At 59.9% G+C, this 24,612-nt stretch carries 19 protein-coding genes and 1 pseudogene; 9 read left to right on the forward strand and 11 right to left on the reverse strand.

Annotated elements, in window-relative coordinates:
• From TU81_RS08695 to TU81_RS08725, 7 genes and pseudogenes are all read left to right on the forward strand, one after another.
• Nucleotides 1-2,057, forward strand: a pseudogene (locus tag TU81_RS08695) (toxin VasX); the annotation flags it as partial.
• On the forward strand, nt 2,041-3,171 hold the full coding sequence (locus TU81_RS08700; protein ID WP_053078282.1) for a hypothetical protein: 1,131 nt from the start codon (nt 2,041-2,043) through the stop codon (nt 3,169-3,171). The pseudogene TU81_RS08695 and the gene TU81_RS08700, both read left to right, overlap by 17 nt.
• Nucleotides 3,168-3,635, forward strand: coding sequence for a hypothetical protein (locus TU81_RS08705; RefSeq protein ID WP_048394505.1), 468 nt, complete (start codon nt 3,168-3,170; stop codon nt 3,633-3,635). Before TU81_RS08700 ends, TU81_RS08705 begins: the two co-directional genes overlap by 4 nt.
• Nucleotides 3,636-3,981: 346 nt before the next feature.
• Nucleotides 3,982-4,749: a hypothetical protein gene (locus TU81_RS08710; RefSeq protein WP_231983796.1), complete on the forward strand. Its 768-nt coding sequence runs from the start codon at nt 3,982-3,984 to the stop codon at nt 4,747-4,749.
• A 190-nt stretch (nt 4,750-4,939) separates the two neighbouring features.
• The gene (locus tag TU81_RS08715) at nt 4,940-6,184 is read left to right on the forward strand and encodes an exonuclease SbcCD subunit D C-terminal domain-containing protein (protein ID WP_048394506.1); all 1,245 of its coding nucleotides are present in this window, start codon (nt 4,940-4,942) and stop codon (nt 6,182-6,184) included.
• A complete protein-coding gene (locus TU81_RS08720; RefSeq protein ID WP_048394508.1) occupies nt 6,181-9,822 on the forward strand; it encodes an AAA family ATPase in 3,642 nt (1,213 codons plus the stop codon). The genes TU81_RS08715 and TU81_RS08720 overlap by 4 nt, the downstream gene beginning before the upstream one ends.
• On the forward strand, nt 9,819-10,415 hold the full coding sequence (locus TU81_RS08725; protein ID WP_048394509.1) for a glutathione S-transferase: 597 nt from the start codon (nt 9,819-9,821) through the stop codon (nt 10,413-10,415). Before TU81_RS08720 ends, TU81_RS08725 begins: the two co-directional genes overlap by 4 nt.
• A gap of 99 nt (nt 10,416-10,514) precedes the next feature.
• On the opposite strand, the gene TU81_RS08730 is transcribed toward TU81_RS08725, so the two are convergent.
• The 9 genes from TU81_RS08730 to TU81_RS08765 form a co-directional block, all read right to left on the reverse strand.
• Entirely contained in the window at nt 10,515-10,772 is a 258-nt protein-coding gene (locus TU81_RS08730) for a hypothetical protein (RefSeq protein WP_048394511.1), read from the reverse strand.
• Nucleotides 10,769-10,981, reverse strand: coding sequence for a hypothetical protein (locus tag TU81_RS08735; protein WP_048394513.1), 213 nt, complete (start codon nt 10,979-10,981; stop codon nt 10,769-10,771). The genes TU81_RS08730 and TU81_RS08735 overlap by 4 nt, the downstream gene beginning before the upstream one ends.
• A 115-nt stretch (nt 10,982-11,096) precedes the next feature.
• Nucleotides 11,097-11,222, reverse strand: coding sequence for a hypothetical protein (locus TU81_RS30930; RefSeq protein WP_264082243.1), 126 nt, complete (start codon nt 11,220-11,222; stop codon nt 11,097-11,099).
• Between the two features lie 206 nt (nt 11,223-11,428).
• Entirely contained in the window at nt 11,429-11,608 is a 180-nt protein-coding gene (locus TU81_RS08740; RefSeq protein WP_007901164.1) for a hypothetical protein, read from the reverse strand.
• A gap of 155 nt (nt 11,609-11,763) precedes the next feature.
• The gene (locus TU81_RS08745) at nt 11,764-12,933 is read right to left on the reverse strand and encodes a lactonase family protein (RefSeq protein WP_048394515.1); all 1,170 of its coding nucleotides are present in this window, start codon (nt 12,931-12,933) and stop codon (nt 11,764-11,766) included.
• A complete protein-coding gene (locus tag TU81_RS08750; RefSeq protein ID WP_038984082.1) occupies nt 12,926-13,222 on the reverse strand; it encodes a DUF5629 family protein in 297 nt (98 codons plus the stop codon). Before TU81_RS08750 ends, TU81_RS08745 begins: the two co-directional genes overlap by 8 nt.
• Nucleotides 13,223-13,422: 200 nt before the next feature.
• Nucleotides 13,423-15,003, reverse strand: a complete 1,581-nt coding sequence (locus tag TU81_RS08755) for an aldehyde dehydrogenase (NADP(+)) (RefSeq protein ID WP_048394518.1) — start codon at nt 15,001-15,003, stop codon at nt 13,423-13,425.
• Nucleotides 15,004-15,013: 10 nt separating this feature from the next.
• Entirely contained in the window at nt 15,014-16,006 is a 993-nt protein-coding gene (gene araD1 / locus TU81_RS08760) for an AraD1 family protein (RefSeq protein ID WP_048394521.1), read from the reverse strand.
• A gap of 152 nt (nt 16,007-16,158) precedes the next feature.
• On the reverse strand, nt 16,159-17,481 hold the full coding sequence (locus TU81_RS08765) for an MFS transporter (RefSeq protein WP_048394523.1): 1,323 nt from the start codon (nt 17,479-17,481) through the stop codon (nt 16,159-16,161).
• A gap of 193 nt (nt 17,482-17,674) precedes the next feature.
• Here TU81_RS08765 and TU81_RS08770 point away from each other — a divergent pair, with 193 nt between their 5' ends.
• Both TU81_RS08770 and TU81_RS08775 read left to right on the forward strand, forming a co-directional pair.
• Nucleotides 17,675-19,411: an IlvD/Edd family dehydratase gene (locus tag TU81_RS08770; RefSeq protein ID WP_048394524.1), complete on the forward strand. Its 1,737-nt coding sequence runs from the start codon at nt 17,675-17,677 to the stop codon at nt 19,409-19,411.
• 207 nt (nt 19,412-19,618) lie between these two features.
• Nucleotides 19,619-20,338, forward strand: coding sequence for a FadR/GntR family transcriptional regulator (locus TU81_RS08775; protein ID WP_038984087.1), 720 nt, complete (start codon nt 19,619-19,621; stop codon nt 20,336-20,338).
• Between the two features lie 164 nt (nt 20,339-20,502).
• Here TU81_RS08775 and TU81_RS08780 read toward each other — a convergent pair whose 3' ends face one another.
• On the reverse strand, nt 20,503-22,887 hold the full coding sequence (locus tag TU81_RS08780; protein WP_048394525.1) for an efflux RND transporter permease subunit: 2,385 nt from the start codon (nt 22,885-22,887) through the stop codon (nt 20,503-20,505).
• 28 nt (nt 22,888-22,915) lie between these two features.
• Nucleotides 22,916-23,983, reverse strand: coding sequence for a WD40/YVTN/BNR-like repeat-containing protein (locus TU81_RS08785; RefSeq protein WP_048394526.1), 1,068 nt, complete (start codon nt 23,981-23,983; stop codon nt 22,916-22,918).
• Nucleotides 23,984-24,612 lie beyond the last annotated feature (629 nt).

Here is a 24,612-nt window from a genome sequence, read left to right on the forward strand (position 1 = left end):
ACGCCAGCGAAGCCCTCCTCGATTATCTGGAGAAACACCCCGAGCTGACCCGGCCACTGTTCTACACCTTGCCCCTTCGCTTACAACCTGAACAAGCCGCGCAATACACGACGTTGTTCAACGCCGGCATGGGCGTGTTCAAAAACCTGCCGCACTGGTTGGGCGAGTTGCAGAAAATCGAACAACCGCACCTGCCGGCCCTCGACGACTTGCCCGAACACACCCGCGCCGTCGCGGACGCAGCCCAGCACAGCCTCAGCCCGGCGCTGAACCTGGGCCTGAGCCGGGCGCTGGAAGGGTTCGATCTGGCGGGAGAGAAAATCCCCGACCTCGACGAACTGTTCCGGCGCCTGCCCAAAGCCTTGTCGCCCCGGATCCTCGACGCCGCGAAAACCACCGGCGTGACCTTCACCATCGCCAGCCCGGCGGAACATACCGCGCTGCAAACCAACCTCAAGGAACTGCTCAGAGAACGCGACTATCTCAAGACACTGACCCGCGAACGCAACCAGCTCACCCACAACAAAAACCGCCAGGGGCACAAGACGCCACGGGCGGTGGAACTGCAGGGCGAGATCGTTCGGGTGCGCGGGCAGTTGACGCAACTTGAAGGCCGATTGGCCGGGGCGTTGAGCCCGATTGCGGAGTTGCCGGATCAGTCGGTTCGGCTGTATGGCGCAACGCAGGCTCGGGCGGGGGTGACGCTGGTGTTTCCACCGGCGCAACAGTTGGAGGTGCAGAGTTTGTTGAAGGATATTCGGCTGGGGGTTAGCTCGGTGCCGAATGGGAAGTTGATTCGGAGCGAGGGGATGGGGTTGTTGGTGTTTTTGGTGCAGGGGGTGAATTTGGTTTCGGTTATAAGGGAACTGACCAATCAATCCAGGAACAAGCGAGTCTGGATGCCCGTTTTTAATGCAGCGATGGTGACCGGGGCGGCGGGATTCACCGCTGCGCAAAGTCTGGCTGATACCGCATTGAAGGCACGAAGTACTGCACTCGTCGGGGGACTTCAACACCACGCGTTGCAGAATGTACATGTGCAGATGGGCAAGATGCATGTTGGGTTGGGTGGCTTTACCTACGTTTTAGGTTTTGCGTCTTCAATGGTCAGCCTGATCAACCACCACCAGAACTGGCAGCAGGCGACGCGTAGCGGGAATGCGGCAGCGCAGAACAGTGCAGCGCTCGCGACAGCGGGGGCGGCCGGCATGACGACCGTCAATGCCTATGGTTTGAATCACACCGGTCGTGCCGCGATTAACGTGTTGGTCGCAAAAAACAGCGCTGCAAGAACTGCCGCCTGGGCTGCCGCAGGGACCCGTCTCTCCACCGTGTTCTTCCGCTTCAACCTCGCCGGCGCCCTGTTCACCGTGCTGGAGCTGGGCGGCACCTGGCTGTACAACCGCTACAACCTCAGCGCCCACGACAAATGGCTGAAAACTACACCCTGGAGCCTGGATGCCGAGGAACGCGGCGATCATACGCTGGATGAATACCAACGCTATCTAACCTATTTGCTTCACGCTCCTTATGCGCAACTGGGTCCGAACAAGCATGACTCCTGGCTGAAAGACCTGCTGTTAAAGGCCAAGCCCAAAGACATCCATTTGGTGCTGCCAGGGCTCAAGCTCAACGATTTTCAGCCCCCCCTGAGCGGTCAACCGGCTTATCGTCTGGGGATCGGCGCCCACCGCCTTTCCGTTCCCCTCCACAGTCGTGGTGTACCGCGCGAGCGCAAGGACGTCATCAGCGATGAAGTCGCAAACAGCCTGCGCATCGTGCAAGCAGAGCCAGATCGGTTGGTGTTATGCCTGCTATATCCATCGGATCCTGATGCCGAATTTACCCCGGCCTCCGAAACGCTGGAGCTGGCGGTCTGTATCCAGACCCTGAACGCCAACGGCGCGTGGGTTTCCCACATTCGGGTCATCCGCCTGAACCCCCGTGCTGAGGGGCGTTTCCCTGCATCGTCCTCTCAATCCATCACCGAGCATCCACCGTTGTTGCTGGTTGAAACCCATCTGCTGGAGCTGGCCGACCATGCCCACCAAGATTGATATGCCTCTGCCTTCCCCACACCTTGAGCAATGCCGCAAAGCCGGCGATGTCGAACCGTTTCCCAGTGGGCAAATCACCTACCTTGCGCCGTTGCCCCTGCCGACAGTGATGCCAGCGCACGGTCCGCATATAGGGGATCTGAATGAGGTGTACATGGATTTTGGCTTGGGTTCACCGCAGGTGTTTTCATGGCAGGTCATTTTAGGATTACCGTTCAGTGGTGCTTTCTCGATCGCATTTTTGATATCTCTATTTATCGGCTTCATGTTCTTTGTGTTCGGCATGGGTTGGGACGATGTTTCTCATGCCATAAAAGGGGTTTTCAATGAGGCCTATGGAATAGCCCTAATAACCGGCTTCTCTGCCTTCGCCATCCTCCTCTGCACTTGGCTCCACACCCACAACAAGCGCGCCGCCATCATCCCCACCCGCTTCAACCGCCAACGCCGCGAAGTCTGCTTCATGCCCGAAGACGCCACCGAACCGCTCTTCGTCCCCTGGGAATCCCTATCCGCCTGGGTCATCGAAGCCCAGGGCGCGACCCAATACGGCATCCACCGTCAATACGGCATGGGCATCGGCTTCCAGCACGGCGAGACCCTGACCAGCGTCGAATTTCCCTGCTTCGGTCTTTCCCTGGCCATCAGCCACTGGGAAGCGATTCGCGGTTACATGGAATACGAAGTCAACGACCTCAAATCCATCCAGGACCCGCAAGACCTGCAAGGCCCGGATGACCCGCCCCACGAAGGCCTGCACACTTTCCACAACGCCCGCACGCGCCTGCACCAGCAGATTCGCGACGGCCAGCGCAGCCGGGTGTCCGGGTTCTTCTGGTACCTGTACCACGTGATGACGCTGTGGACGATTCCCAACCACCTGACTGAATGGGAAGTCCGCCGCCTCCAGAAAAAGGCCCCGCACGCCATGCCCGAAGTGATGCGCCAATGGTCCGAACCGCTGCCGAAAGAGCAATGGGCCAAGCCGAGCGAAGAACTGCTGCGCCTGAGCGAACAGGTCCGACAGCTGCACAAACGCCAACCTCGCCGACCGATTACCGAGATCTTTGCTGAAGTGCAGCGCTTGAGTCCGACGGACAAACGTCGGGCATGAGCTGTTACAGCCGTAAAACCCTGCTCGACTATCAGGAAAAACATCCGGAACTGATCCGGAGTGACAAAGCGGCTCATCGTCTGGGGATCGGCGCCCACCGCATTGCCATTCCTCTCCACAGCCGTGGCACGCTGCGAGAGCGCAAGGACGTTATCAGCGATGAAATCACGGCCAGCCTGCGCATCGTACAAACAGGACCTGACCGGCTGGTGCTGTGCCTGCAATATCCCGTGGATCCTGACAGCGAACTTACCCCCGCGTCCGAAACACTAGAGCTGGCGGTCTGTATCCAAACCTTGAACGCCAAGGGGGGGTGGGAATCGCTGACTGACGTCATTCGCCTTAACCCCCGTGCTGAGGGGCGTTTCCCGTCGTTGCCCCGTCAATCCGTTACCGAGCATCCACCGTCGTTGCTGGTTGAAACCCATCTGCTGGAGCTGGCCGACCATGCCCACCAAGATTGATATGCCTCTGCCTTCCACGCACCTTGAGCAATCCCGCAATGCCGGCGATGTCGAGCCGTTTCCCAGTGGGAGAATCACTTATCTCGCGCCGTTGCCATTACCGACACCGCTACCGCCGCATGGCCCGCATATCGGGGAGCTAAATGAGGTGTACATGGACTTTGGGTTGGGATCGCCTCAAGTCTTTATGTGGCAGATAACACTGGGCGGTCCATTCAGCGGTGCATTTATGATTGCATTTCTGTTCCCAATAATTGGCGGCTTCCTTGGACTAGTACTTGGATATGGCTGGGAAGATATTTCGGACTCCATACAAGGGATCTTCCATGCGTCCTACCCGCTAGCCATGCAAACTGGTTTTTGGACCCTGCTCATCGGCCTCGGCGTCTGGCACCACAACCACAAAAAACGCCTCCAAATCATCCCTACCCGCTTCAACCGCCAACGCCGCGAAGTCTGCTTCATGCCCGAAGACGCCACCGAACCCGTCTTCGTCCCCTGGGAATCCCTCTCCGCCTGGGTCATCGAAGCCCAGGGCGCCACCCAATACGGCATCCACCGCCAATACGGCATGGGCATCGGCTTCCAGCACGGCGAGACCCTGACCAGCGTCGAATTCCCCTGCTTCGGTCTTTCCCTGGCCATCAGCCACTGGGAAGCCATCCGCGGCTACATGGAATACGAAATCCACGACCTCAAAGCCATCCAGGACCCGCTAGACCTGCAAGGCCCCGACGACCCGCCCCACGAAGGCCTGCACACTTTCCACAACGCCCGTGCGCGCATGCATCAGCAAATCCGCGACGGCCAACGGGGTCGAGTGTCCGGCTTCTTCTGGTACCTGTACCACGTCATGACGCTGTGGACGATTCCCAACCACCTGACCGAATGGGAAGTCCGCCGCCTCCAGAAAATGGCCCCGCACGCCTTGCCCGAAGTGATGCGCCAATGGTCCGAACCGCTGCCGAAGGAACAATGGGCGAAACCGAGTGAAGAACTGCTGCGCCTGAGCGCACAGCTCCGCGCCCTGCACAAACGCCAACCGCGACGCCCGATTACCGAGATTTTTGCCGAGGTTCAGCGCTTGAGTCCGACCGACAAACGTCGCGCATGAAATGTTTTTACAGCGAACTGATGCTCATAACGTAGGAGACTTCCCTTCACAGCCCGCAGTTTCCGAGGCCGGTAAATGACAACGAGGTCCGCCGCGTGGCCACATTCAACCTGTTTGCCAGTAAACTCTCCTCCCTTTAGTCGCTGTCATTTTCCTCGCGACCATCACCTTATTTCCTACGGAGTACGCCTTGCGTCTGTTTCACACCTCCGACTGGCACCTTGGGCAGAACCTGCACGGCCAGGAGCGCGATTTCGAGCACGCCTGCTTTCTTGACTGGCTGCTGCGTCAGCTGAAGCTGGATCAGCCCGATGTGCTGCTGATCGCCGGCGATATCTTTGACACGGTCAACCCGCCGGTCAAAGCCCAGGAACGCCTCTACGATTTCATCGTCAGCGCCCATGAGCAGCAGCCGTTGCTGACCATCGTGATGATCGCCGGCAACCATGACTCCGGCTCGCGAATCGAACTGCCCGCGCCGTTGATGCGGCGCTTGCGCACTCACGCCCTCGGTCGCGTGCTGTGGCTCGATGACGGTCAACTGGATGCCGAGCGCCTGTTGTTGCCGTTGCCTGATGCCAGCGGCGAAGTTGCCGCCTGGTGCCTGGCGCTGCCGTTCCTGCGCCCCGCCGAAGTGACCGGCGCGCATTTAGGCGATAACTATTTGCGTGGCATCGGCCAGGTTCATGAATGGCTGATCGAAGCGGCCAACGCCAAGCGCAAGCCGGGCCAGGCGCTGATCGCCATCAGCCATGCGCACATGGCCGGCGGTTCGGTCTCGGAAGATTCCGAGCGCAGCCTGATCATCGGTAACGCCGAAGCCCTGCCCGCCAGTCTGTTCGGGCCGAGCATCAGCTATGTCGCCCTCGGGCATTTGCACAAGCCGCAGAAGGTCAACGGTGAAGAGCGCATCCGCTACTGCGGCTCGCCGATTCCGCTGTCGTTCTCCGAGATCAATTACCAGCATCAGATCCTCGACATTCAGCTCGATGGCGAAACATTGGTCAGCGTCGAACCGCGTCTGATTCCGCGTTCCGTCCACTTGCAACGACTCGGCTCCGCGCCGTTGGCGGAGATCCTGCTGCAACTGGCCGATCTGCCCAACATCGACCTGCTCGCCGATATCCAGCGTCAGCCGTGGCTGGAAGTGCGGGTCCGTCTCGACGAACCGCAACCGGACCTGCGCCATCAAGTGGAAACGGCGTTGCAAGGCAAAGCCGTGCGGCTGGTGCGGATTGCCGCCGAATACGCCGGCAATGGCAGCCGCGACGGCATCGATGACGGCACAACCTTGATCGAACTGGATCAGCTTTCGCCCCAGGAACTGTTCAGCCGCGCGTGGCAGGACAACTACGGCAGCGAGGTCGACGAGCAAACGCTCAAGGACTTCGCCGAGCTGTTGCAAGACGTGCAGATGGAGAGCGAACAGCCATGAAGATTCTCGCGATCCGCCTGAAAAACCTCGCCTCCCTGGCCGGGCCGTTTGAAATCGACTTCACCACGGAGCCCTTGGCCAGTGCCGGTCTGTTCGCGATCACCGGGCCGACCGGTGCCGGCAAAAGCACGCTGCTCGACGCCCTGTGCCTGGCGCTGTTTGGCGCCGTACCGCGCCTGAACAACACCGGCCGCGACGCCAAGGTCCCGGATGCCGATGGCGAAATCGGCACCGGCGACCCACGCACCCTGCTGCGTCGTGGCACCGGTGAAGGTTATGCGGAAGTGGATTTCGTCGGCATCGACGGTCGTCGCTATCGCGCTCGCTGGGAGGCCAACCGCGCCCGGGAAAAGGCCGGCGGCAAGCTGCAAGCCAGTCGCCAGAGCCTGCGCGACATCGATCAGGATCAACTGCTGGCCAGTCAGAAAGGCGAATACAAAGCTCAGCTTGAAGCCGCGCTGGGCCTGAACTTCGAACAGTTCACCCGCGCCGTCATGCTGGCTCAGAGCGAGTTCAGCGCCTTCCTCAAGGCGGACGACAACGACCGCAGCGAACTGCTGGAAAAGCTCACCGATACGGCGCTCTACACCCGCCTCGGTCGTCGGGCTTTCGACAAGACCAAAGAAGCTCGCGAAGCCCATAAGTTGCTGCAGGATCAGGCCACCGGAGTTACGCCGCTGTCGCCGGAAGCCCGGGCCGAACTCGATGAGCGTTTCAACGACGCTCAGCAGCAACTCAAGACCCAACAGGCGCAGCTCAAACAGTTGGAGTTGCAACACACCTGGCTCAAGGACCTGCGCCAGTTGCAGGACGCGCAACAGAGCGCCGCCGAGCAACTGCACTCCGCCCAGCAACACTGGAACAGCCTGGCCGGCGAGCGCTTGAAGCTGACCCGTCTGGAACAATTGGCGCCGCAACGGCATCAGTTTGCACGCAAGACCGAACTCACCGCCCAGCTCACCCCGCTGGCGGCGCAGATTCAGCAACACACGCAACAGCAAAGCGAGCTGACCGAGCGACAGACTCAACTTGAACAGAGCCTGAGCACCGCCCAAACGGCGCTGACCCACGCGCAAAGCCAACACACCTCCAGCGCGCCACTGCTGCGCCAGGCCTTCGAAGAGCAAAGCACCCTCGCCCGCCTGGTCAAGGATGCCAGCCTCAGTGCCGACCTCAAGCAGCAGGCGGAACAAGCCTGCACTCAGGGTCAGGGCACGATTCAGGGTTTGCTCGACCAACAGAAACAGGTCGCCGAACGGTTGCAGCGGATTGCCGGTGAGCTTGAGCAAAGCACTCATCTGGCGCCGTTGAGCGATGCCTGGAACGCCTACCGCGATCGTCTGCAACAACTGATGCTGATCGGTAATCGCCTGAACAAGGGCCAGGCCGAACTGGCCGCTCTGGAGCAAAGCGCCGCCCGCGCTGCCGAGGAACTGGCCACCCAGCGCCAGAGTCTTGAGGTGCTGTACAAAGAGGCCGGCGCCGAACCTGAAGCGGTGGCTGAGCAGATTCAGATTCTCGGCAGCCTGCTGCAGGACAACCGCAAGCAACTGCGGGCCTTTGAAGAGCTGACACGACTGTGGGCCAGCCAGCAGGAACTGGACAAACGCGGTGCCGAGCTTCAGCAGCGGCAACTCGCCGCTCAGCAAGACCGCGATCGTCTGACCCAGGACGGCGTGAAGACCAAGGCCGAACTGAGCGTCGCCGAACAGACCCTGACCGTCACCCGCGAACTGCTTGAGCGTCAGCGTCTGGCGCGCAGTGCCAGCGTCGAAGAACTGCGCGCGCAGTTGCAGGACGATCAGCCGTGCCCGGTTTGTGGCAGCCCGGACCATCCTTATCATCAGCCCGAAGCCTTGCTGCAAAGCCTCGGCCGGCATGATGAAAGCGAACAGGCCAACGCTCAGAAAGCCGTCGACCTGCTCAAGGAAAAACTCACCGATCTGCGCGCTGAAGTCGGCGGTTTGATTGCTCAGCAAAAGGAATTGCTGCAACAGCAAGAACAGCTCGCGGCTCAGCAACAAGGCCTGACGCCAAGCCTGGAAGCGCACCCACTGTCCGCGCAACTGTTGGTCCAGGACGCCAGCAAACGCGATGCCTGGCTAACGCAACAAAGCAGCCAGTTGAACCAGAGCATCACGCAGGACGAACAACGGCAAACCGCCCTGCTCACCCTGCAACAGGATGCCGCGCGCCTGGCGCAGCAACTGCGCAGCGCCGAAGCGGCGAACCAACAGGCAACACAACACCTGCTCAACCAGCAACGCGAGTTGAGCAGCGATAGTAAACGCCTGGACGATGAACTGGCGGCGTTCAGCACCCTGCTCCCGGCCGACACGCTCGAGTCCTTGCGCAATGAACCCGCCGCGACCTTCATACAGCTCGACCGGCAGATCGCCCAGCGCCTGCAACAACTTGACCAGCAGCGCGAAGAACTCGGCGAACAGCAACAACGCCAGCAGACGCTGGAGAAAGAACAGTACCAACAGCAGACCCGCACCCAGCAGTTGGACGCCGCGCAACAACAGTTCACGGCGTTGGCCGGGCAGCAACAGGCTTGCCAGGAAAAACTGACGCAACTGCTGGGCGAACATGCCAGCGCCGAACAGTGGCAGCAGCAACTGGATCAGGCCGTCGAGCAAGCGCGCACTGCCGAAGCGACGGCCAATCAGCAATTGCAAACCGTGCGCACGCGGTTGGTGCAACTGGCCGCTGAACTCAAAGCGCAGCAGGAACGTTCGCAGGCCCTGGAAACTGAAGATCGCGAGCTGAGCGGCAGGATCGCCGACTGGCGCGCGCAGCATCCAGAGCTGGACGACGGTGGACTGGAAGATCTGTTGAGCGTCGACGACCAACACGTCAGCGAACTACGTCAACGCTTGCAGCAGAGCGAAAAAGCCATCGAGCAAGCCAAGGTGCTTTTGCAGGAGCGCGATCAACGCTTGCTCGATCATCAGGCGCAGCACAACGGCAATCTCGATGCCGAACAACTGGCCTCGACGCTCGCCGAGCTGCAAAACCTGTTCGCCGCCAGCGAACATCGCTGCGCCGAATTGCGCGCCGAACAGGCCGAGGATCAGCGTCGACAGAATGCCAATCAGGCCCTGGCGCAGCAGATCGCCGACGCCTACACCGAGTATCAGCGCTGGGCGCGGCTTAATGCATTGATCGGTTCGGCCACCGGCGACACCTTCCGCAAAATCGCCCAGGCCTACAATCTCGATTTGCTGGTGCATCACGCCAACGTCCAGTTGCGGCAACTGGTGCGGCGCTATCGTTTGAAACGTGGCGGCAGCATGCTCGGGTTATTGGTGATGGACACCGAGATGGGCGATGAACTGCGCTCGGTGCATTCGCTGTCCGGCGGCGAGACGTTCCTGGTGTCGCTGGCCCTGGCGCTCGGTTTGGCGTCGATGGCGTCGAGCACGCTGAAAATCGAATCGCTGTTCATTGACGAAGGATTCGGCAGCCTCGACCCGGAATCCCTGCAACTGGCCATGGACGCCCTCGACGGTCTGCAAGCGCAGGGCCGCAAGGTCGCGGTGATTTCCCATGTGCAGGAAATGCATGAGCGGATTCCGGTGCAGATTCAGGTCCATCGCCAAGGCAACGGCCTGAGTACGCTGGAGGTGAAATGAATACGCTGTATTCGTTCCGCCGCTGCCCCTACGCCATGCGCGCACGCATGGCGCTGCGTTATTCAGGGGTTGAGGTGGATATCGTCGAGGTCAGCCTCAAGGCCAAACCGGCCGAAATGCTCGCACTGTCGAGCAAAGGCACAGTGCCGGTGCTGAGTGTGGATGGGCGGGTGATCGATGAAAGCCTGGAAATCATGCGCTGGGCGCTGGCGCAGAATGATCCGCAAGACTGGTTGCTCAAGGATGACCCGCAAGGACAACAACGCAGCGCCGCACTGATCGAAGAGAACGATCAGGTGTTCAAGGTGCACCTGAATCGCTACAAGTACGCCGAGCGTTATCCCGAGCAGCCGATGGCTGTTTATCGCGCCGAGGGCGAGGTGTTCTTGCGCAAGCTAGATGAATTGCTGGAGGGGCGCGACTACTTGCTGGCCGGGCATCCGAGCCTGGCGGATGTCGCCGTGATGCCGTTCGTACGGCAATTCGCCCACGTGGATCGCCAGTGGTTCGGGCAGACGCCTTATGTGCGGTTGCAGGCGTGGTTGCAGCGCTTCATCGAGTCAGACCTGTTCACATCAATAATGAAGAAATAACCGATCCCCGTAGGAGCTGCCGAAGGCTGCGATCTTTTGATCCTGTTTTTAAAAGCAACATCAAAAGATCGCAGCCTTCGGCAGCTTCTACGGGGGGATTCACGTCAACACCGAGCACATCCCCAACGCCGAGCAATCCACCTGGAATGTCCCGAAGAATTCGCCATTGGGCTTGATCGGCGGATTGCCCACCAGCAACCCCAAGGCCTTGGCCATCTGAATGTTGTGGGCGATGTTGTGGTTGCATTCGATGGCCCGCGCCACCGACCCCGCCGAGCCCTGCCCGATCCCCAACAAAGAAGCTCCATTGGTCATGAACGCCAGGAAGGCGATGACCCAGAGTTTGCGTCCTTTCATGCCCCCACCACTCCCGCGACGTCAACGTGATCGACCGTTACGTTTTGCGCGCGGTGTTCAAATTGAATGGCGGGATAAGCGACCTGGATCGGTGCTTGATGGCTTTGTTGCGATTGAGTCGAAAGGCTGACGACCAACACCATGGCCACGTAAAGACCGATGGCCAGGTAGGCGCCGTATTTGGCAGAAGTGATGATTGCGCTGGCCATGGTGTTCTCCGTGGGCATGTTTCAGTGCCCACAGAATCGATCAAAAAACAGAAGATAACTAGCGACCTTTATACATAGTAGCTATCAGTTTTATTGATCATGAACCCAGCGTGTTTCAGTCCTCGATAAAGCTCATCAAGCGCTCACGGGCCGCATCCGGCTCGTTGGGAACGGGCTCGGCGGCCGACAGAATCGGGGTGGAATAGAGAAACAGGAGAACCACTGCCAGACGCATCGCCATGCTGTCGATCCTTTTAGGGAAGGAGTCAAAAAATCAGCGTCAAATCTAAACTAATGGCTATGTGATATCAATCAATACATTGATAGCAATATGATACTGTCGTAAACGCGTTATGCAGGAGCGACATCACTTCGGCGCTTTTCGATACTTACAACTCGATCGGCAAGTGACTTCGCTCCTGCATAAAAGGTGCAGGGCTTTATATTTCAGTGTTGGGTTTTGTGATCCAGCGCGGCGTAGAAGTTGGCGCTCTGTTGCAGGTATTTCTGGGTATAGCTTTGGGCGTGGGATTTTTTGTCGCTGATTTCAACGTTGGCGCTGGCAGGCAGTGCAACAGTGGCGGAGATAGCGGAAGCGGCGATGACAGAGAAGAGATTGAAGTTCATGGCGGTATTCCTCGATTCAGTTGGCTTGCTTGCCCGGTGGGGCCGTGAAGCAAACTTAACTCCCAAGGGTCGGCGCCTTGAAATGCTTTGTAGCATTAGCCGATATCAGTCTCATTAATAGAAGGTTGCAGGCCCCATCAACCGGGGCCTGCGGTCTATTGACGCACCAGGAACTTGAGATCGCTCGGGGCATCCATCGGCAGTTTCTGCACGGTTTTACCCAACAGACCGGTCTTGGCATCGCGCTCGACGACGACAATCTGGTTGCTCTTCTGGTTGGCAATCAGCACGAACTTGCCACTCGGATCGAGGCTGAACTCGCGCGGGTGATCACCGTCCACGGAGCGACGCTGAAGCTCCTTGAGGTGCCCGGTCGCCGGGTCGATGGCGAACACCAGCAACTGATTGGCGGTGCCACGGTTGCTGACATAAAGGAACTTGCCATCGGCCGAGGCGTGAAGCGCAGCCGCAGCCTTGCCCGATGTCGGCAGGCCCGCCGCCAGATCGACCAACTGCGTTTGCTCAAGCTTGCCATCGCGGTATTCGAACACCGCGACCTGCGCGCTCATTTCCATGGTCAGCCAGGCGTGCTTGCCATCGGCGCTGAACAGCAAGTGTCGCGGCCCGCTACCGGGTGGCAACTGGACGGACGCAGGTTTGGCGGCGGTCAATGGCAGCTCCGGGTTGGCCTTGGGATCGAAGCGATAGACAAAGATCTTGTCCGCCCCCAGGTCGTTGGAAAACACGTATTGGCCATCCGGGGATGAAATCACCGAATGCACATGCGCCGACTTCTGTCGCTCGGGGTTGACCCGGCTGGCCTGATGACTGCTCATCTGCACCACCGGTTTGAGTGTGCCATCGGTGCCCACCGGCAACACCGCCAAGGTGCCGCCCGGGTCTTCAGCCACCGAGTAGTTGCTGACAAACACGTGACTGGCGTCGCCGCTGACGCTCGAGTGCGTCGGCTCGTTGCCCAGGGTTTGCGCCTGACTGATCAGGCTCAATTCATGGGTCTTTGGATCAATCGCATAACTGCTGACACGCCCTACCGGATCGGCCTGCCCCGGGCCGTTTTCGTTGACCGCGAACAGGCGCTGTTGGTCCTTGGACACGGCGAGCCAGGACGGGTTGGCGCTCTTCACCACTTGCAGGGGTTTGGCGTCGATCTGCCCGGTACGGCTGTCGAAGCTCAGGCGATAAATCCCCTGGCTCTGGCCGGCGGTGTAGGAGCCCACCAGCAACTCGTAACTGTCGGCCGGTGCCGCCTGCACGCCCATCGCACCGACGCTGCCGGCCATCAACAGTGGCCAGAAGTTACGCATCCTCATTCGTTTCGTCCTCGTCGTCACCACCGCCGAATGCTTCCATGGGCACCAACCGGTGCTCGCCGGAATCGCCGGTAATGATCCAGCTCTTCAAGTCGGGATCAAACGTTGCCGCCGCGATCTGCGCCACGCTGAACTCCCAGCGCTTGAGCGCCCGACCGTCCATGCATTCGATGTGCAGGTTATCGTCTTCATCGAGGGAGAAGTCGAACGCGTGCAGGCCGTCGATCTCCAGCATGTCGCAGTGTTCGAGGGCGTTGATCAAGGTGTCGTTTACGGCAGTCATGGCAGTCAATCTTTGAATGGGAAAGAGGCAATGATAGCTCAATGTGGAAGCGGACTCGTGTCGGTCACAACACTCGCACACGACACCGAACACATGTGGGAGCGAGCCTGCTCGCGAAGACGGTGGCACATCTAACATCGCAGTGACTGTCAGATTGCTATCGCGAGCAGGCTCGCTCCCACAGGGATGGTGATCAGCCGTTAGAGCGCGTCGCGCGATGACTTGCCATCGACCAGGCGCTGGATGCGCAGCGGATTGCCATTTTTCAGCACTTCCGGCAGCAGGCTGTCGGGGTAGTTCTGGAAGCACACCGGGCGCAGGAAACGGTCGATGGCCAGGGTGCCCACCGAGGTGCCGCGCGCATCGGATGTCGCCGGGTACGGCCCGCCATGGACCATTGAGTCGCAGACTTCCACGCCAGTCGGATAGCCATTGAGCAGAATCCGCCCGACCTTCTGCTCCAGCAACGCCGTCAGCTCGCCGAACTGTTCGAAGTCCGTTGGCTCACCGATGATCGTTGCCGTCAGCTGCCCATGCAGGCCGTTCAACGCGGCACTGAGTTGCGCCTGATCCGCCACTTCGACGAACACCGTGGTCGGGCCGAACACTTCCTCTTGCAGCACTTCATCGCCATCGAGCAACAGGCTCACCTCTGCCTTGAACAATTGCGGCTGCGCCTGATTGCCTTGTTGCGGGTTGCCGGCCAAATGCTCAATTTTCGGATGCGCAAGGAGCTTCTGCAGGCCTTTGCCATAGCTGCCCAACGTACCGGCATTGAGCATGGTTTGCGCCGGTTGATCGCCAATCAGCCCCGCCACCTGCTGCACGAACGCACTGAACTGCGGCGAACGAATGCCGATCACTAACCCCGGATTGGTACAGAACTGACCACAACCCTGCACCACCGAAGCCGTGAGGTCACGGGCAACGCTTTCAGCGCGAGTTTCCAACGCTTGAGGCAACACGATCACCGGGTTGATGCTCGACATCTCGGCAAACACCGGAATCGGCTGCGCACGTGCCGCGGCCATGTCGCACAGCGCACGACCACCCTTCAGTGAGCCGGTAAAACCGACCGCCTGAATCGCCGGGTGCTTGACCAGCGCTTCACCCACCCCGCCGCCGTAAATCATGTTGAACACACCGGCCGGCATCGACGTTGTCTCGGCGGCGCGGATCACCGCGTCGGCCACCCACTCGGCGGTTGCCATGTGGCCACTGTGGGCTTTGAACACTACCGGGCAACCGGCGGCCAATGCCGAAGCGGTGTCGCCGCCCGCCGTGGAAAACGCCAACGGAAAGTTACTCGCGCCAAACACAGCGACCGGCCCGAGGCCGATGCGGTACTGACGCAGATCCGGACGCGGCAATGGCGTACGTTCAGGCAGCGCGCGATCAATCCGCGCCCCATAGAAATCACCGCGACGAAGGACCTTGGCGAACAGACGCATCTGGCCGCTGGTGCGACCACGCTCACCTTGAATACGGCCCGCCGGCAACGCGGTTTCGCGGCAGACCACGGCGACAAAGTCATCGCCCAGCGCGTCCAGCTCATCGGCTATCGCATCGAGGAATTGCGCACGACGTTCAGCGCTCAGGCTGCGATAGGCCGGGTAAGCAGCGGCGGCAGCCTTCGCGGCGGCGTCGACTTCTTCAAGGGTGGCCTGATAGAAATCGTGAGGCAAAGCCTCGCCAGTGCTGGCGTCGACGCTCTGGAGTTTGACGGTGCCGGTAGCGCTGCGCTGACCGCCAATGTAGTTGTGACCAAAAATCCGGGTCATGGGTGTCTCCTTAAAGTGTGCCGACGGTGCCGGGTTCGAATGCCGCTTCAACGGGTTCAATGCCGTTGATCAAGGGCGCGCCGAACTCGGCCTGACTGATCTCGAACACATCACCCGGTTGGGTGCGGATGCCGTCAGCGAAAGACAGGGTCGCGGTGCCGAAGAAGTGAATGTGCACGTCACCGGGGCGCAGGAACTGGCTGTATTTGAAATGGTGGTACTCGAGGTTTTCCAGGCTGTGGCACATGTTCGCTTCGCCGCTGAGGAACTCGTTCTGCCACAGCACTTCACCATCGCGCAGGATGCGGCTGGTACCGGCCAGATGCTGGGGCAATTCGCCGACCCGAAGCTCCGGGCCATAGCTGCAACTGCGCAATTTCGAATGGGCCAGGTAGAGGTAATTCTTGCGCTCCATCACATGGTCGGAGAACTCGTTACCTACCGCGAAACCGAGGCGATACGGTTTGCCGTCGTGGCCGATTACATAGAGACCGCTGAGCTCGGGTTCCTCCCCGGCATCTTCGGCAAACGGCGGCAGCGGGAACGGCTTGCCCGGTCGCACGACGATACTGCCATCGCCCTTGTAGAACCACTCCGGTTGCACGCCGGCCTGGCCAGTCGCGGGTTTACCGCCCTCCACGCCCCACTTGAAGATGCGCATGGTGTCGGTCATCGCGGTTTCGTCACCGACCTGCTGATGCATTTTGTCCCGGGCCGAAGCGCTGCCCAAATGGGTCAGGCCGGTGCCGCTGACCAGCATGTGCGCCGGGTCCGGGTGATCCAGCGGCGGGAGGATTTGCAGATTGGCCAGCAGCGTTGAATAGTCGTGGCTGATGCCCAACCCCAGGGTTTGAACCTGTTGCTCAAGATTGCCCCCCGCCTCGATCGCCGCCAGCGCCAGATCCCGCACCGAGCGCGCATCCTGCACCTCGCGCACCAGGCCGTCCTCGACCACGCCGACACGGCGTTCGCCGTTACTCAATTCGAACTGAACTAAACGCATGATTTTCTCCTGTTGACGCAAAACTTCAAAACAACGCAGAACCCATGTGGGAGCGGGCTTGCTCGCGAAGAGGTCATCACATTCAACATCACTGGTGACTGACACGACGCCTTCGCGAGCAAGCCCGCTCCCACATTTGAATTGTGTTGACCTCAGATACGGGTAGCTCCACGCGCACTGGCCGCAAACTCATCGACCGGCAGCACGTGCTTACGCTCCAGCAGCCGATAAACCACACCCGTCAGCACCAGGCCGAACACCATCACGCAGGACAGGAAGTACAACCCCGACGCCAGATTGCCGGTGTATTCCTTCAACGCACCGATCACGAACGGACCGATGTAGCCGCCGAGGTTGCCCACCGAGTTGATCAACGCGATCCCCGCCGCCGCACTGGCGCCGGCGAAGAAGCGACCCGGCAAGGTCCAGAACACCGCGGTGCAGGAAAACAGCGCGAACGCCACCAGGCACAGTGCCGCCAATTGCAGCACCGGCACCGTCAGCCAGGCGCTGAGGAACAGACCGATGGCGCCCAACACATACAGCACCGCCAAATGACCGTAGCGATCATTCAAGCGATCAGAACTGCGCGGAATAATCAGCAAACCGATGATCCCGAAGATGTACGGCACCGATGACACGAAACCGGTCACCAGATCAGTGCCACCGAACTGCTTGATCAACGTCGGCAACCACAAACCGAGACCGTAGATGCTCAGGGTCACCGGCAGATAGAACAGCGCCAGCAGCAACACGCGTTTGTCCTTCAGCGCGTGCAGTGGATTGCCGTGGCGGGTCTGGCCGTACACCTCCAGGTCCTTTTTCAGCTCGCCGGTCAGCCAGTCTTTCTCGGACTGGTCCATCCATTTCACCTGTTGCGGGCCGTCCGGCAGGTAACGCAGCACTGGCCAGGTCAGCAGGATCGCGGGAGTACCGATGACGATGAACAGCCACTGCCAGCCGTGCAGCCCAAGAATGCCATCCATGCCAAGCAAGCCGCCGGACACCGGGCCGGTGATCATCATCGCGATGGGTTGGGAAAGGATGAACAACCCGAGGATCTTGCCGCGATGGCGGATCGGGAACCATTGGGTGATGTAGTACAGAACGCCCGGGAAGAACCCGGCTTCGGCCGCGCCGAGCAGAAAGCGCATCACATAGAAGCTGTTCGGTCCCTGGACGAACGCCATGCCGATGGTGATAGCGCCCCAGGTGACCATGATCCGCGCGAACCAGCGCCGGGCGCCGAAGCGGTCGAGCATCAGGTTGCTGGGGATTTCCAGCAGGAAATAACCAATGAAGAACAGCCCGGCACCCAGGCCATAAGCCGCGTCACCCAGGCCGATGTCGGCGCCCATGTGCAGCTTGGCGAAACCTACCGCGGAGCGATCCACATAGGCGATCAGGTACAGCAGGATCAGGAAGGGAATCAGTTTCAGCGTGATGCGACGAATAAGCCGCAGTTCCTGGCTCATGAGTTCGGTCTCCGATTGTTGTTGTTATTGAACCTCGGGGGACGCCTCTCGCAGAAAACCGCCAGGGCCATCCCTCCGTTGAAAACGACTATATAGTAATACTATTTAACCAACAACACTTCCAAACAGCCGAAATTGAGCTTATGTTACGCCGTAGCTCGAACAATATAGTCATACAATAAGAGAACCGATCATGTCTGATAAGAAACCCACCCTGCGCTCCGCCCAATGGTTTGGCACCGCCGACAAGAACGGCTTCATGTACCGCAGCTGGATGAAGAATCAGGGCATCGCCGACCATCAGTTCCACGGCAAGCCGATCATCGGCATTTGCAACACCTGGTCGGAACTGACCCCGTGCAACGCGCATTTCCGGCAAATCGCCGAGCACGTCAAGCGTGGGGTGATCGAAGCCGGCGGCTTCCCAGTGGAATTCCCGGTGTTCTCCAACGGCGAATCGAACCTGCGCCCCACCGCGATGCTCACCCGCAACCTGGCGAGCATGGACGTCGAGGAAGCTATTCGCGGTAACCCGATCGATGGCGTGGTGCTGCTCACCGGCTGCGACAAAACCACCCCGGCGCTGCTGATGGGCGCGGCCAGTTGCGACGTGCCAGCAATCGTCGTCACCGGTGGGCCGATGCTCAACGGCAAGCACAAGGGCAAGGATATCGGCTCGGGCACGGTGGTCTGGCAGCTCAGCGAACAGGTCAAGGCGGGCACCATCACCATTGACGATTTCCTCGCGGCCGAGGGCGGCATGTCACGCTCGGCCGGCACCTGCAACACCATGGGCACGGCCTCGACCATGGCCTGCATGGCCGAAGCCCTCGGCACTTCCCTGCCCCACAACGCGGCAATTCCAGCGGTCGATGCGCGCCGTTATGTATTGGCGCACATGTCCGGCATGCGCGCGGTGGAGATGGTGCGCGAAGATTTGAAACTGTCGAAGATCCTCACCAAGGAAGCCTTCGAGAACGCCATCCGGGTGAACGCCGCCATCGGCGGTTCGACCAACGCGGTGATCCACTTGAAAGCCATCGCCGGGCGCATCGGCGTCGAGCTGGACCTGGATGACTGGACCCGCATCGGTCGCGGCATGCCGACCATCGTCGACCTGCAACCCTCCGGGCGCTTCCTGATGGAAGAGTTCTACTACGCCGGCGGCTTGCCCGCAGTGCTGCGTCGCCTCGGCGAAGCCAACCTGATTCCGAACCCGAATGCCCTCACCGTCAATGGCAAAACCATCGGCGAAAACACCAAGGACGCGCCGATCTACGGCCAGGACGAAGTGATCCGCACCCTCGACAACCCGATCCGTGCCGACGGCGGCATCTGCGTGTTGCGCGGCAACCTGGCGCCACTCGGTGCGGTGCTCAAGCCCTCCGCCGCGAGTGCCGAATTGATGCAACATCGTGGCCGTGCGGTGGTGTTCGAGAACTTCGACATGTACAAGGCGCGGATCAACGATCCGGAACTGGACGTGGATGCCAATTCGATTCTGGTGATGAAAAACTGTGGTCCGAAGGGTTATCCGGGCATGGCCGAAGTCGGCAACATGGGATTACCGGCCAAGCTGCTGGCCCAGGGCGTGACCGACATGGTGCGGATTTCCGACGCACGCATGAGCGGCACCGCGTACGGCACGGTAGTTCTGCATGTGGCACCGGAAGCGGCGGCTGGCGGGCCTTTGGCGACAGTGAAGGAAGGCGACTGGATCGAGCTTGATTGCGCCAACGGGCGTTTGCACCTGGACATTCCGGATGCAGAGCTGGCGGCGCGCATGGCGGATTTGCAGCCACCACAGCAATTGATCGTGGGCGGTTATCGTCAGTTGTACATCGACCATGTGCTGCAAGCGGATCAGGGTTGCGACTTCGATTTCCTGGTCGGGTGCCGAGGATCCGAGGTACCGCGTCACTCTCACTGACATCATCAACCTAATGTGGGAGCGGGCTTGCTCGCGAAGAGGCCATCACATTCAACATTGATGTTGACTGATAGTCCGCCTTCGCGAGCAAGCCCGCTCCCACATTTAATCCCCATATGGTTCAGGACTGTGCTTGCTCTGGCGACCGTCCTCGCCGCGCCTGCTATCATGCGCGGCACCCCATTGCACAGGATCGCGCCGTTCCCCATGGATTACCGCAAACCCTCCGACCGCAAAAGCATGCACTCGCGCATCGTCCAGGAACTGGGCATGCAGATCGTCTCGGGACGTTTCAAACCGGACGACAAACTGCCCGCCGAAGCCCTGCTGTGCGAGGAATACGCGGTCAGCCGGCCGGTGCTGCGCGAAGCCACTCGCGTATTGGTCGCCAAGGGCCTGGTGTATTCCCGTCCGCGGGTCGGCACGGTGGTCAAGCAGCGCAAGGAATGGCACATGCTCGACCCGGACGTGCTGCACTGGCTGATGCAAAGCAGCCCGCAAAATGAATTCTTTGATCTGCTGACCAGCGTGCGCAGCATCATCGAGCCGGCCGCCGCCGCGTTGGCCGCGCAGTTCGCCACAGATGAAGACATCGCCTCCATCGGTGAAGCCTACCAGCGCATGGAAGCGGCACCGACGCCTGAAGCCTTGTTGCAACCGGACCTTGATTTCCACAGCCGCATCGCCGACGCGACTCATAACGACTTGCTGGCGAACCTGTGCAACATGCTGTCGGTGGCGATTGCCGAAGCCTTGAAGCATTCAAATCAACGGCCGAATCTGCATGAATTGGCGATGCCACGGCACAAGGCGATCCTGACCGCTATCGAGAATCGTGATGCGCTGGGCGCGCGGCACGCGACGCTGGTGCAGCTGGATGATGCGCGTAGTGCGCTGAATGTGGTGTTGGGAACTGATTTGTCGTAAAGCAAAAGTCAAAAGATCGCAGCCTTCGGCAGCTCCTACATTGACCGAGTATATCCAACAGTGCACGCGGTCCTGTAGGAGCTGCCGAAGGCTGCGATCTTTTGATCTTCATGCACATAAAAAAGCCGCAACCTTGGTTGCGGCTTTTTAGTTTCAGCAACCGGTCAGTGAGCAAACAGCGAGTTGCCCTTCTGCCCTGCCAGTTTCTCCGGCTTGATCAGGAACCGTGCCAGCGCTGGCAGCAGCCACAAGGCGCCGAACATGTTCCAGAGCAGCATGAAGGTCAGCATCAGGCCCATGTCAGCCTGGAACTTGATCGCCGAGAAGATCCAGGTGCACACGCCGATCGCCAGGCACAGACCGGTGAACAACACGGCTTTACCGGTGGACTTCAGCGTCTGGTAGTACGCCTCTTGCAGCGGCAGACCGGCACGCAGGAAGCTTTCCAGACGGCTGTAGATGTAGATCCCGTAATCCACGCCAATCCCCACTCCGAGCGCTACCACCGGCAAGGTCGCCACTTTCACGCCGATGCCCATGAATGCCATCAATGCGTTGCCGAGGACCGAGGTCAGCACCAGCGGCAGCACGATGCACAAGGTCGCCGCCCAGGAACGGAAGGTGATCATGCACATGGTCGCGACACAGATGTACACCAGAATCAGAATGGTCAGTTCGGAGCGTTTGATCACCTCGTTGGTGGCCGCTTCGATCCCGGCATTACCGGCGGCAAGGATGAATTCCAGGCCTTCCTTGTTGTTCTCTTTGGCGAAGTCCTGCACCGCATGCACGGCGCGATCCAGGGTTTCGGCCTTGTGGTCATTGAGGAACACCAACACCGGTGCCAGAGAGCAATTGTTGTTGTACAGGCCATCGGCACGGGCGATGGAGTTGTTCAGCACGTCCGGGTTGCGCGACAGGGTTTCCCATTTCAGGTTGCCCTCGTTCATGCCCTTGATCATCTGCTTGGACACGGTCACCAGCGAGATCGCCGACTGCACGCCCTCGGTGTTCTGCATTTTCCACATCAGCTCGTCGATCGGCGCCATGGCTTCATAGCGCGAGCAACCTTCGGACTTGGTCTTGACCATCACCACCAATACATCGGAACTGGTGGAGTAGTTATTGATGATGAAGCTGTTGTCCTTGTTGTATCGCGAGTCCGGACGCAGCTCTGGCGCGCCTTGGTCGAGGTCGCCGATTTTCAGGTTCTGGCTGTACCAGAGACCGCCACCGAAAGCGATCAGCGCCAGGGCAATGGAAATCGGGGCGACTTTGGGGCTGGCAAAGTTCGACAGCAGGCGCCAGAACGGATGTTCGCGGTGCGCATCTTTCTTGCTGCGTTCGACCGCGCGTTTGCTGATACCGACGTAGGAAATCGCCACCGGCAGCAGGATCAGGTTGGTGAACACGATCACCGCCACGCCGATGGAGGCGCCAATGGCCAGTTCACGGATCACGCCAATGTCGATGATCAACAGCGTGATGAAGCCCACCGCATCCGCGAGGATCGCGATCATCCCCGGCAGAAACAGCTGACGGAATGTGCGGCGTGCCGCGGTCAGCGCGTTCTCCGCCTCGCTGGACTGCAAGGCGATACCGTTGATTTTCTGCACGCCGTGGGAAATCCCGATGGCGAAGATCAGAAACGGCACCAGCATCGAATACGGATCAAGCCCGAAGCCGAAGAAGTGCATCAGGCCGAGCTGCCAGACCACCGCCACCAGTGTCGTGCTCAATACCGCCACGGTACTGCGCATGCAGTTAGTGAACCAGTACAGCAGGATCAGGGTAATGACGAAGGCGACACCGAAGAACATCACCACCATGACCAGCCCATCGATCAGGTCGCCGACTTTCTTGGCGAACCCGACAATGTGGATCTTCACGTTGGGGTTCTGGGCTTCGAACTTGTTGCGGATCTTGTCTTCGAGTTCGTGAGAGAACTTGCGGTAGTCCAGCGCCAGCAACTTGCCCTGGTCCTGCGGGTCCGGGTAGGACTCCAGCAGCGGGATGTCGACGATGCTCGACTTGAAATCGTTGGCCACCAGCCGCCCGACTTGCCCGGACTTGAGCACGTTGTTGCGCAGCAGGTCGAGGCTTTGCTGGGAGCCGTTATAGCTCTGGGGGATCACTTCACCGCCGGCGAAGCCCTCCTCCGTCACCTCGGTCCAGCGCACGCTCGGGCTCCACAGCGACTTGAGACCGGAACGGTCGACGCCGGAAATGTAGAACACCTCGTCGTTGATCTGACGCAGGGTCTCCATGTATTCCTTGGAGAAGATGTCGCCGTCGGTGGCTTCCACGGAAATCCGCACCGTGTTGCCCAGGTTCGCCAGATCGTTGCGGTGCTCCATCATTTTTTCAATGAACGGATGCTCGAGCGGGATCATTTTTTCGAAACTGGTGGACGGCCGGATCAGCGTTGCCTGCCAGAACAGGAAAACACTGACCAGCAGGCAGATGACGATGACTGCCGGGCGGTTATTGAAAATCAGGCGTTCAAGAAACGTCGCCTTGTCCTGATGAGGAGTGCTTAAGGATGTCATAGACCCGCCTTCTTATTATTTGCCCGGCTCATTTGGACGACCCGTTTTTTCCATTCTCTGCACCGGTGGGCGAAGTGACGCGAACGCCACCCTGTCCAGCCAGAATCAGATTGCCGTTGCCTGCCGCAGTCACCGCCGAGACGGAGATGCGATCCGGACGGTTGAACACGCTGAAGGTTTCGCCGTCGTCTGTGCTGCGAATAATGCTGCCGCCGTTGCCGACGATCACGATGGAACCGTCATCGAGCAATGTCGCGCCGGACAGACCGAACTCCAGTGCGCCGCGTGCAGCCTTGAGCTCGACCTGCTCCCAAGTACTGCCGAAATCCGTGGAACGGTAGAGATTGCCGCGCAACCCGTAGGCCAGCAGCGTGGCCGGTTGAGCAGTGCCAATCACGCCGAACAGCGAGCCTTCGTAGGGGCCCTCAAGCCTTTCCCAGGTCTGCCCATCATCGGCGGAGCGGAACATGCTGCCCTGCTCGCCGACGATGAAAATGCCGGATTCCTTGACCGCTGCGATGGCGTTGAGGTGGTACTGGTCTTCGTTGTCGAGGCGATCGCTGACGTCTTCCCAGTTTTTTCCGCCGTCGGTGGTTTCCAGCAACGCACCGTAAGCACCCACGGCAAAGCCGCTGTTAACGTCCTTGAACCAGACGTCGAGCAGCGGCGATTCGCGTTTCAGGTCTTCGAATTGTTTGGTCCAGGTAATGCCGCCGTCTTCGCTGGCGAGGATCTGCGCGTCATGGCCAACGGCCCAGCCGTGTTTGTCATCGACAAAAAACACTGCCGTCAGCAGTTGCCGGGTCGGCACCTTGGCCTGGGTCCAGGTCGCGCCCTGGTCATCGGAATACAGAATGTGCCCGCGATCGCCGACCGCCACCAGGCGTTTGCCGGCGTGTACGACATCGAGCATCAGGCCTTTGCTGGCCTTGGCGGATTCAACGGAATAAACCACATCGGTGGCCGACGCGGCAGCGGCCAGCACAGGCGCCGACAGCACGGTACAGCCCAACAGCGAGAGCGCTGTAGCCAGCAACGCGAACCTGCGTAACGCCGGCGGGCGGCCAATACTCACACCCATGACAGGCTCACTCATAGACCTTCCCTCACATTATTATTGTTAGGTCGTTCAACCCTTCAGGGCGCCGTAAGGGATGCTCATCGGGATTGACCTATTCAGGAGCATAGTCCTGAAACCCGCAATCCAGAGCCCCTTCGGAAGCTGGCTTATCCTATCGGGGTTTGGAAAGGTCTGACAATCGACAGCACGTTATGTTTTGTTAACCTGAGGGGTATGGGGTGGGGGTGAATGATTGGGTATCAGGTGGGGTGATTGGTTTTTTTGTGTACATATCCGTTTCTGCGGTTACGGCGGCTATTGGTTCCGCTCTTACAGCGGGTCACTTTGGAAAAGCGCCAAAGTAACCAAAGCGCTTTTGCCCCTTTCGTTCGGTGCCTCGCCCAGGCTCGGCATGCCCTCGCTCCGGTCCTGCTCCGTGGGCCCGCCGCCATCGGCCATCCATGGCCGGGGGCGGCTAACCCGGCATCCATGCCGGGTTGCCCACTGCGCAGAACCTCCTCTCGGCCTCTCGAGGGGGCGGTGCGTCAACATCAAAAGCTGCAGGCGAGCTAACGCTCGGCCTGTTGAGTGGTGAAAAGCAGAGCGGATATGCTCTGATTTTGGATGTGCTCTGATTTTTTGTGGGAGCTGGCTTGTCGGGTCGC

The organism is Pseudomonas lini, from assembly GCF_001042905.1.
GTDB lineage: Bacteria > Pseudomonadota > Gammaproteobacteria > Pseudomonadales > Pseudomonadaceae > Aquipseudomonas > Aquipseudomonas lini.

Excerpts from the sequence above, each read along its gene's own strand:
- TU81_RS08780 (WP_048394525.1), bottom strand. The coding sequence starts at position 22,887 with ATGACATCCTTAAGCACTCCTCATCAGGACAAGGCGACGTTTCTTGAA.
- TU81_RS08705 (WP_048394505.1), top strand. The coding sequence starts at position 3,168 with ATGAGCTGTTACAGCCGTAAAACCCTGCTCGACTATCAGGAAAAACAT.
- TU81_RS30930 (WP_264082243.1), bottom strand. The coding sequence starts at position 11,222 with ATGGCGATGCGTCTGGCAGTGGTTCTCCTGTTTCTCTATTCCACCCCG.
- TU81_RS08740 (WP_007901164.1), bottom strand. The coding sequence starts at position 11,608 with ATGAACTTCAATCTCTTCTCTGTCATCGCCGCTTCCGCTATCTCCGCC.
- araD1 (WP_048394521.1), bottom strand. The coding sequence starts at position 16,006 with ATGCGTTTAGTTCAGTTCGAATTGAGTAACGGCGAACGCCGTGTCGGC.
- TU81_RS08770 (WP_048394524.1), top strand. The coding sequence starts at position 17,675 with ATGTCTGATAAGAAACCCACCCTGCGCTCCGCCCAATGGTTTGGCACC.
- TU81_RS08735 (WP_048394513.1), bottom strand. The coding sequence starts at position 10,981 with ATGGCCAGCGCAATCATCACTTCTGCCAAATACGGCGCCTACCTGGCC.
- TU81_RS08775 (WP_038984087.1), top strand. The coding sequence starts at position 19,619 with ATGGATTACCGCAAACCCTCCGACCGCAAAAGCATGCACTCGCGCATC.
- TU81_RS08785 (WP_048394526.1), bottom strand. The coding sequence starts at position 23,983 with ATGAGTGAGCCTGTCATGGGTGTGAGTATTGGCCGCCCGCCGGCGTTA.
- TU81_RS08755 (WP_048394518.1), bottom strand. The coding sequence starts at position 15,003 with ATGACCCGGATTTTTGGTCACAACTACATTGGCGGTCAGCGCAGCGCT.
- TU81_RS08745 (WP_048394515.1), bottom strand. The coding sequence starts at position 12,933 with ATGCGTAACTTCTGGCCACTGTTGATGGCCGGCAGCGTCGGTGCGATG.
- TU81_RS08700 (WP_053078282.1), top strand. The coding sequence starts at position 2,041 with ATGCCCACCAAGATTGATATGCCTCTGCCTTCCCCACACCTTGAGCAA.
- TU81_RS08750 (WP_038984082.1), bottom strand. The coding sequence starts at position 13,222 with ATGACTGCCGTAAACGACACCTTGATCAACGCCCTCGAACACTGCGAC.
- TU81_RS08765 (WP_048394523.1), bottom strand. The coding sequence starts at position 17,481 with ATGAGCCAGGAACTGCGGCTTATTCGTCGCATCACGCTGAAACTGATT.
- TU81_RS08720 (WP_048394508.1), top strand. The coding sequence starts at position 6,181 with ATGAAGATTCTCGCGATCCGCCTGAAAAACCTCGCCTCCCTGGCCGGG.
- TU81_RS08730 (WP_048394511.1), bottom strand. The coding sequence starts at position 10,772 with ATGAAAGGACGCAAACTCTGGGTCATCGCCTTCCTGGCGTTCATGACC.
- TU81_RS08710 (WP_231983796.1), top strand. The coding sequence starts at position 3,982 with ATGCAAACTGGTTTTTGGACCCTGCTCATCGGCCTCGGCGTCTGGCAC.
- TU81_RS08725 (WP_048394509.1), top strand. The coding sequence starts at position 9,819 with ATGAATACGCTGTATTCGTTCCGCCGCTGCCCCTACGCCATGCGCGCA.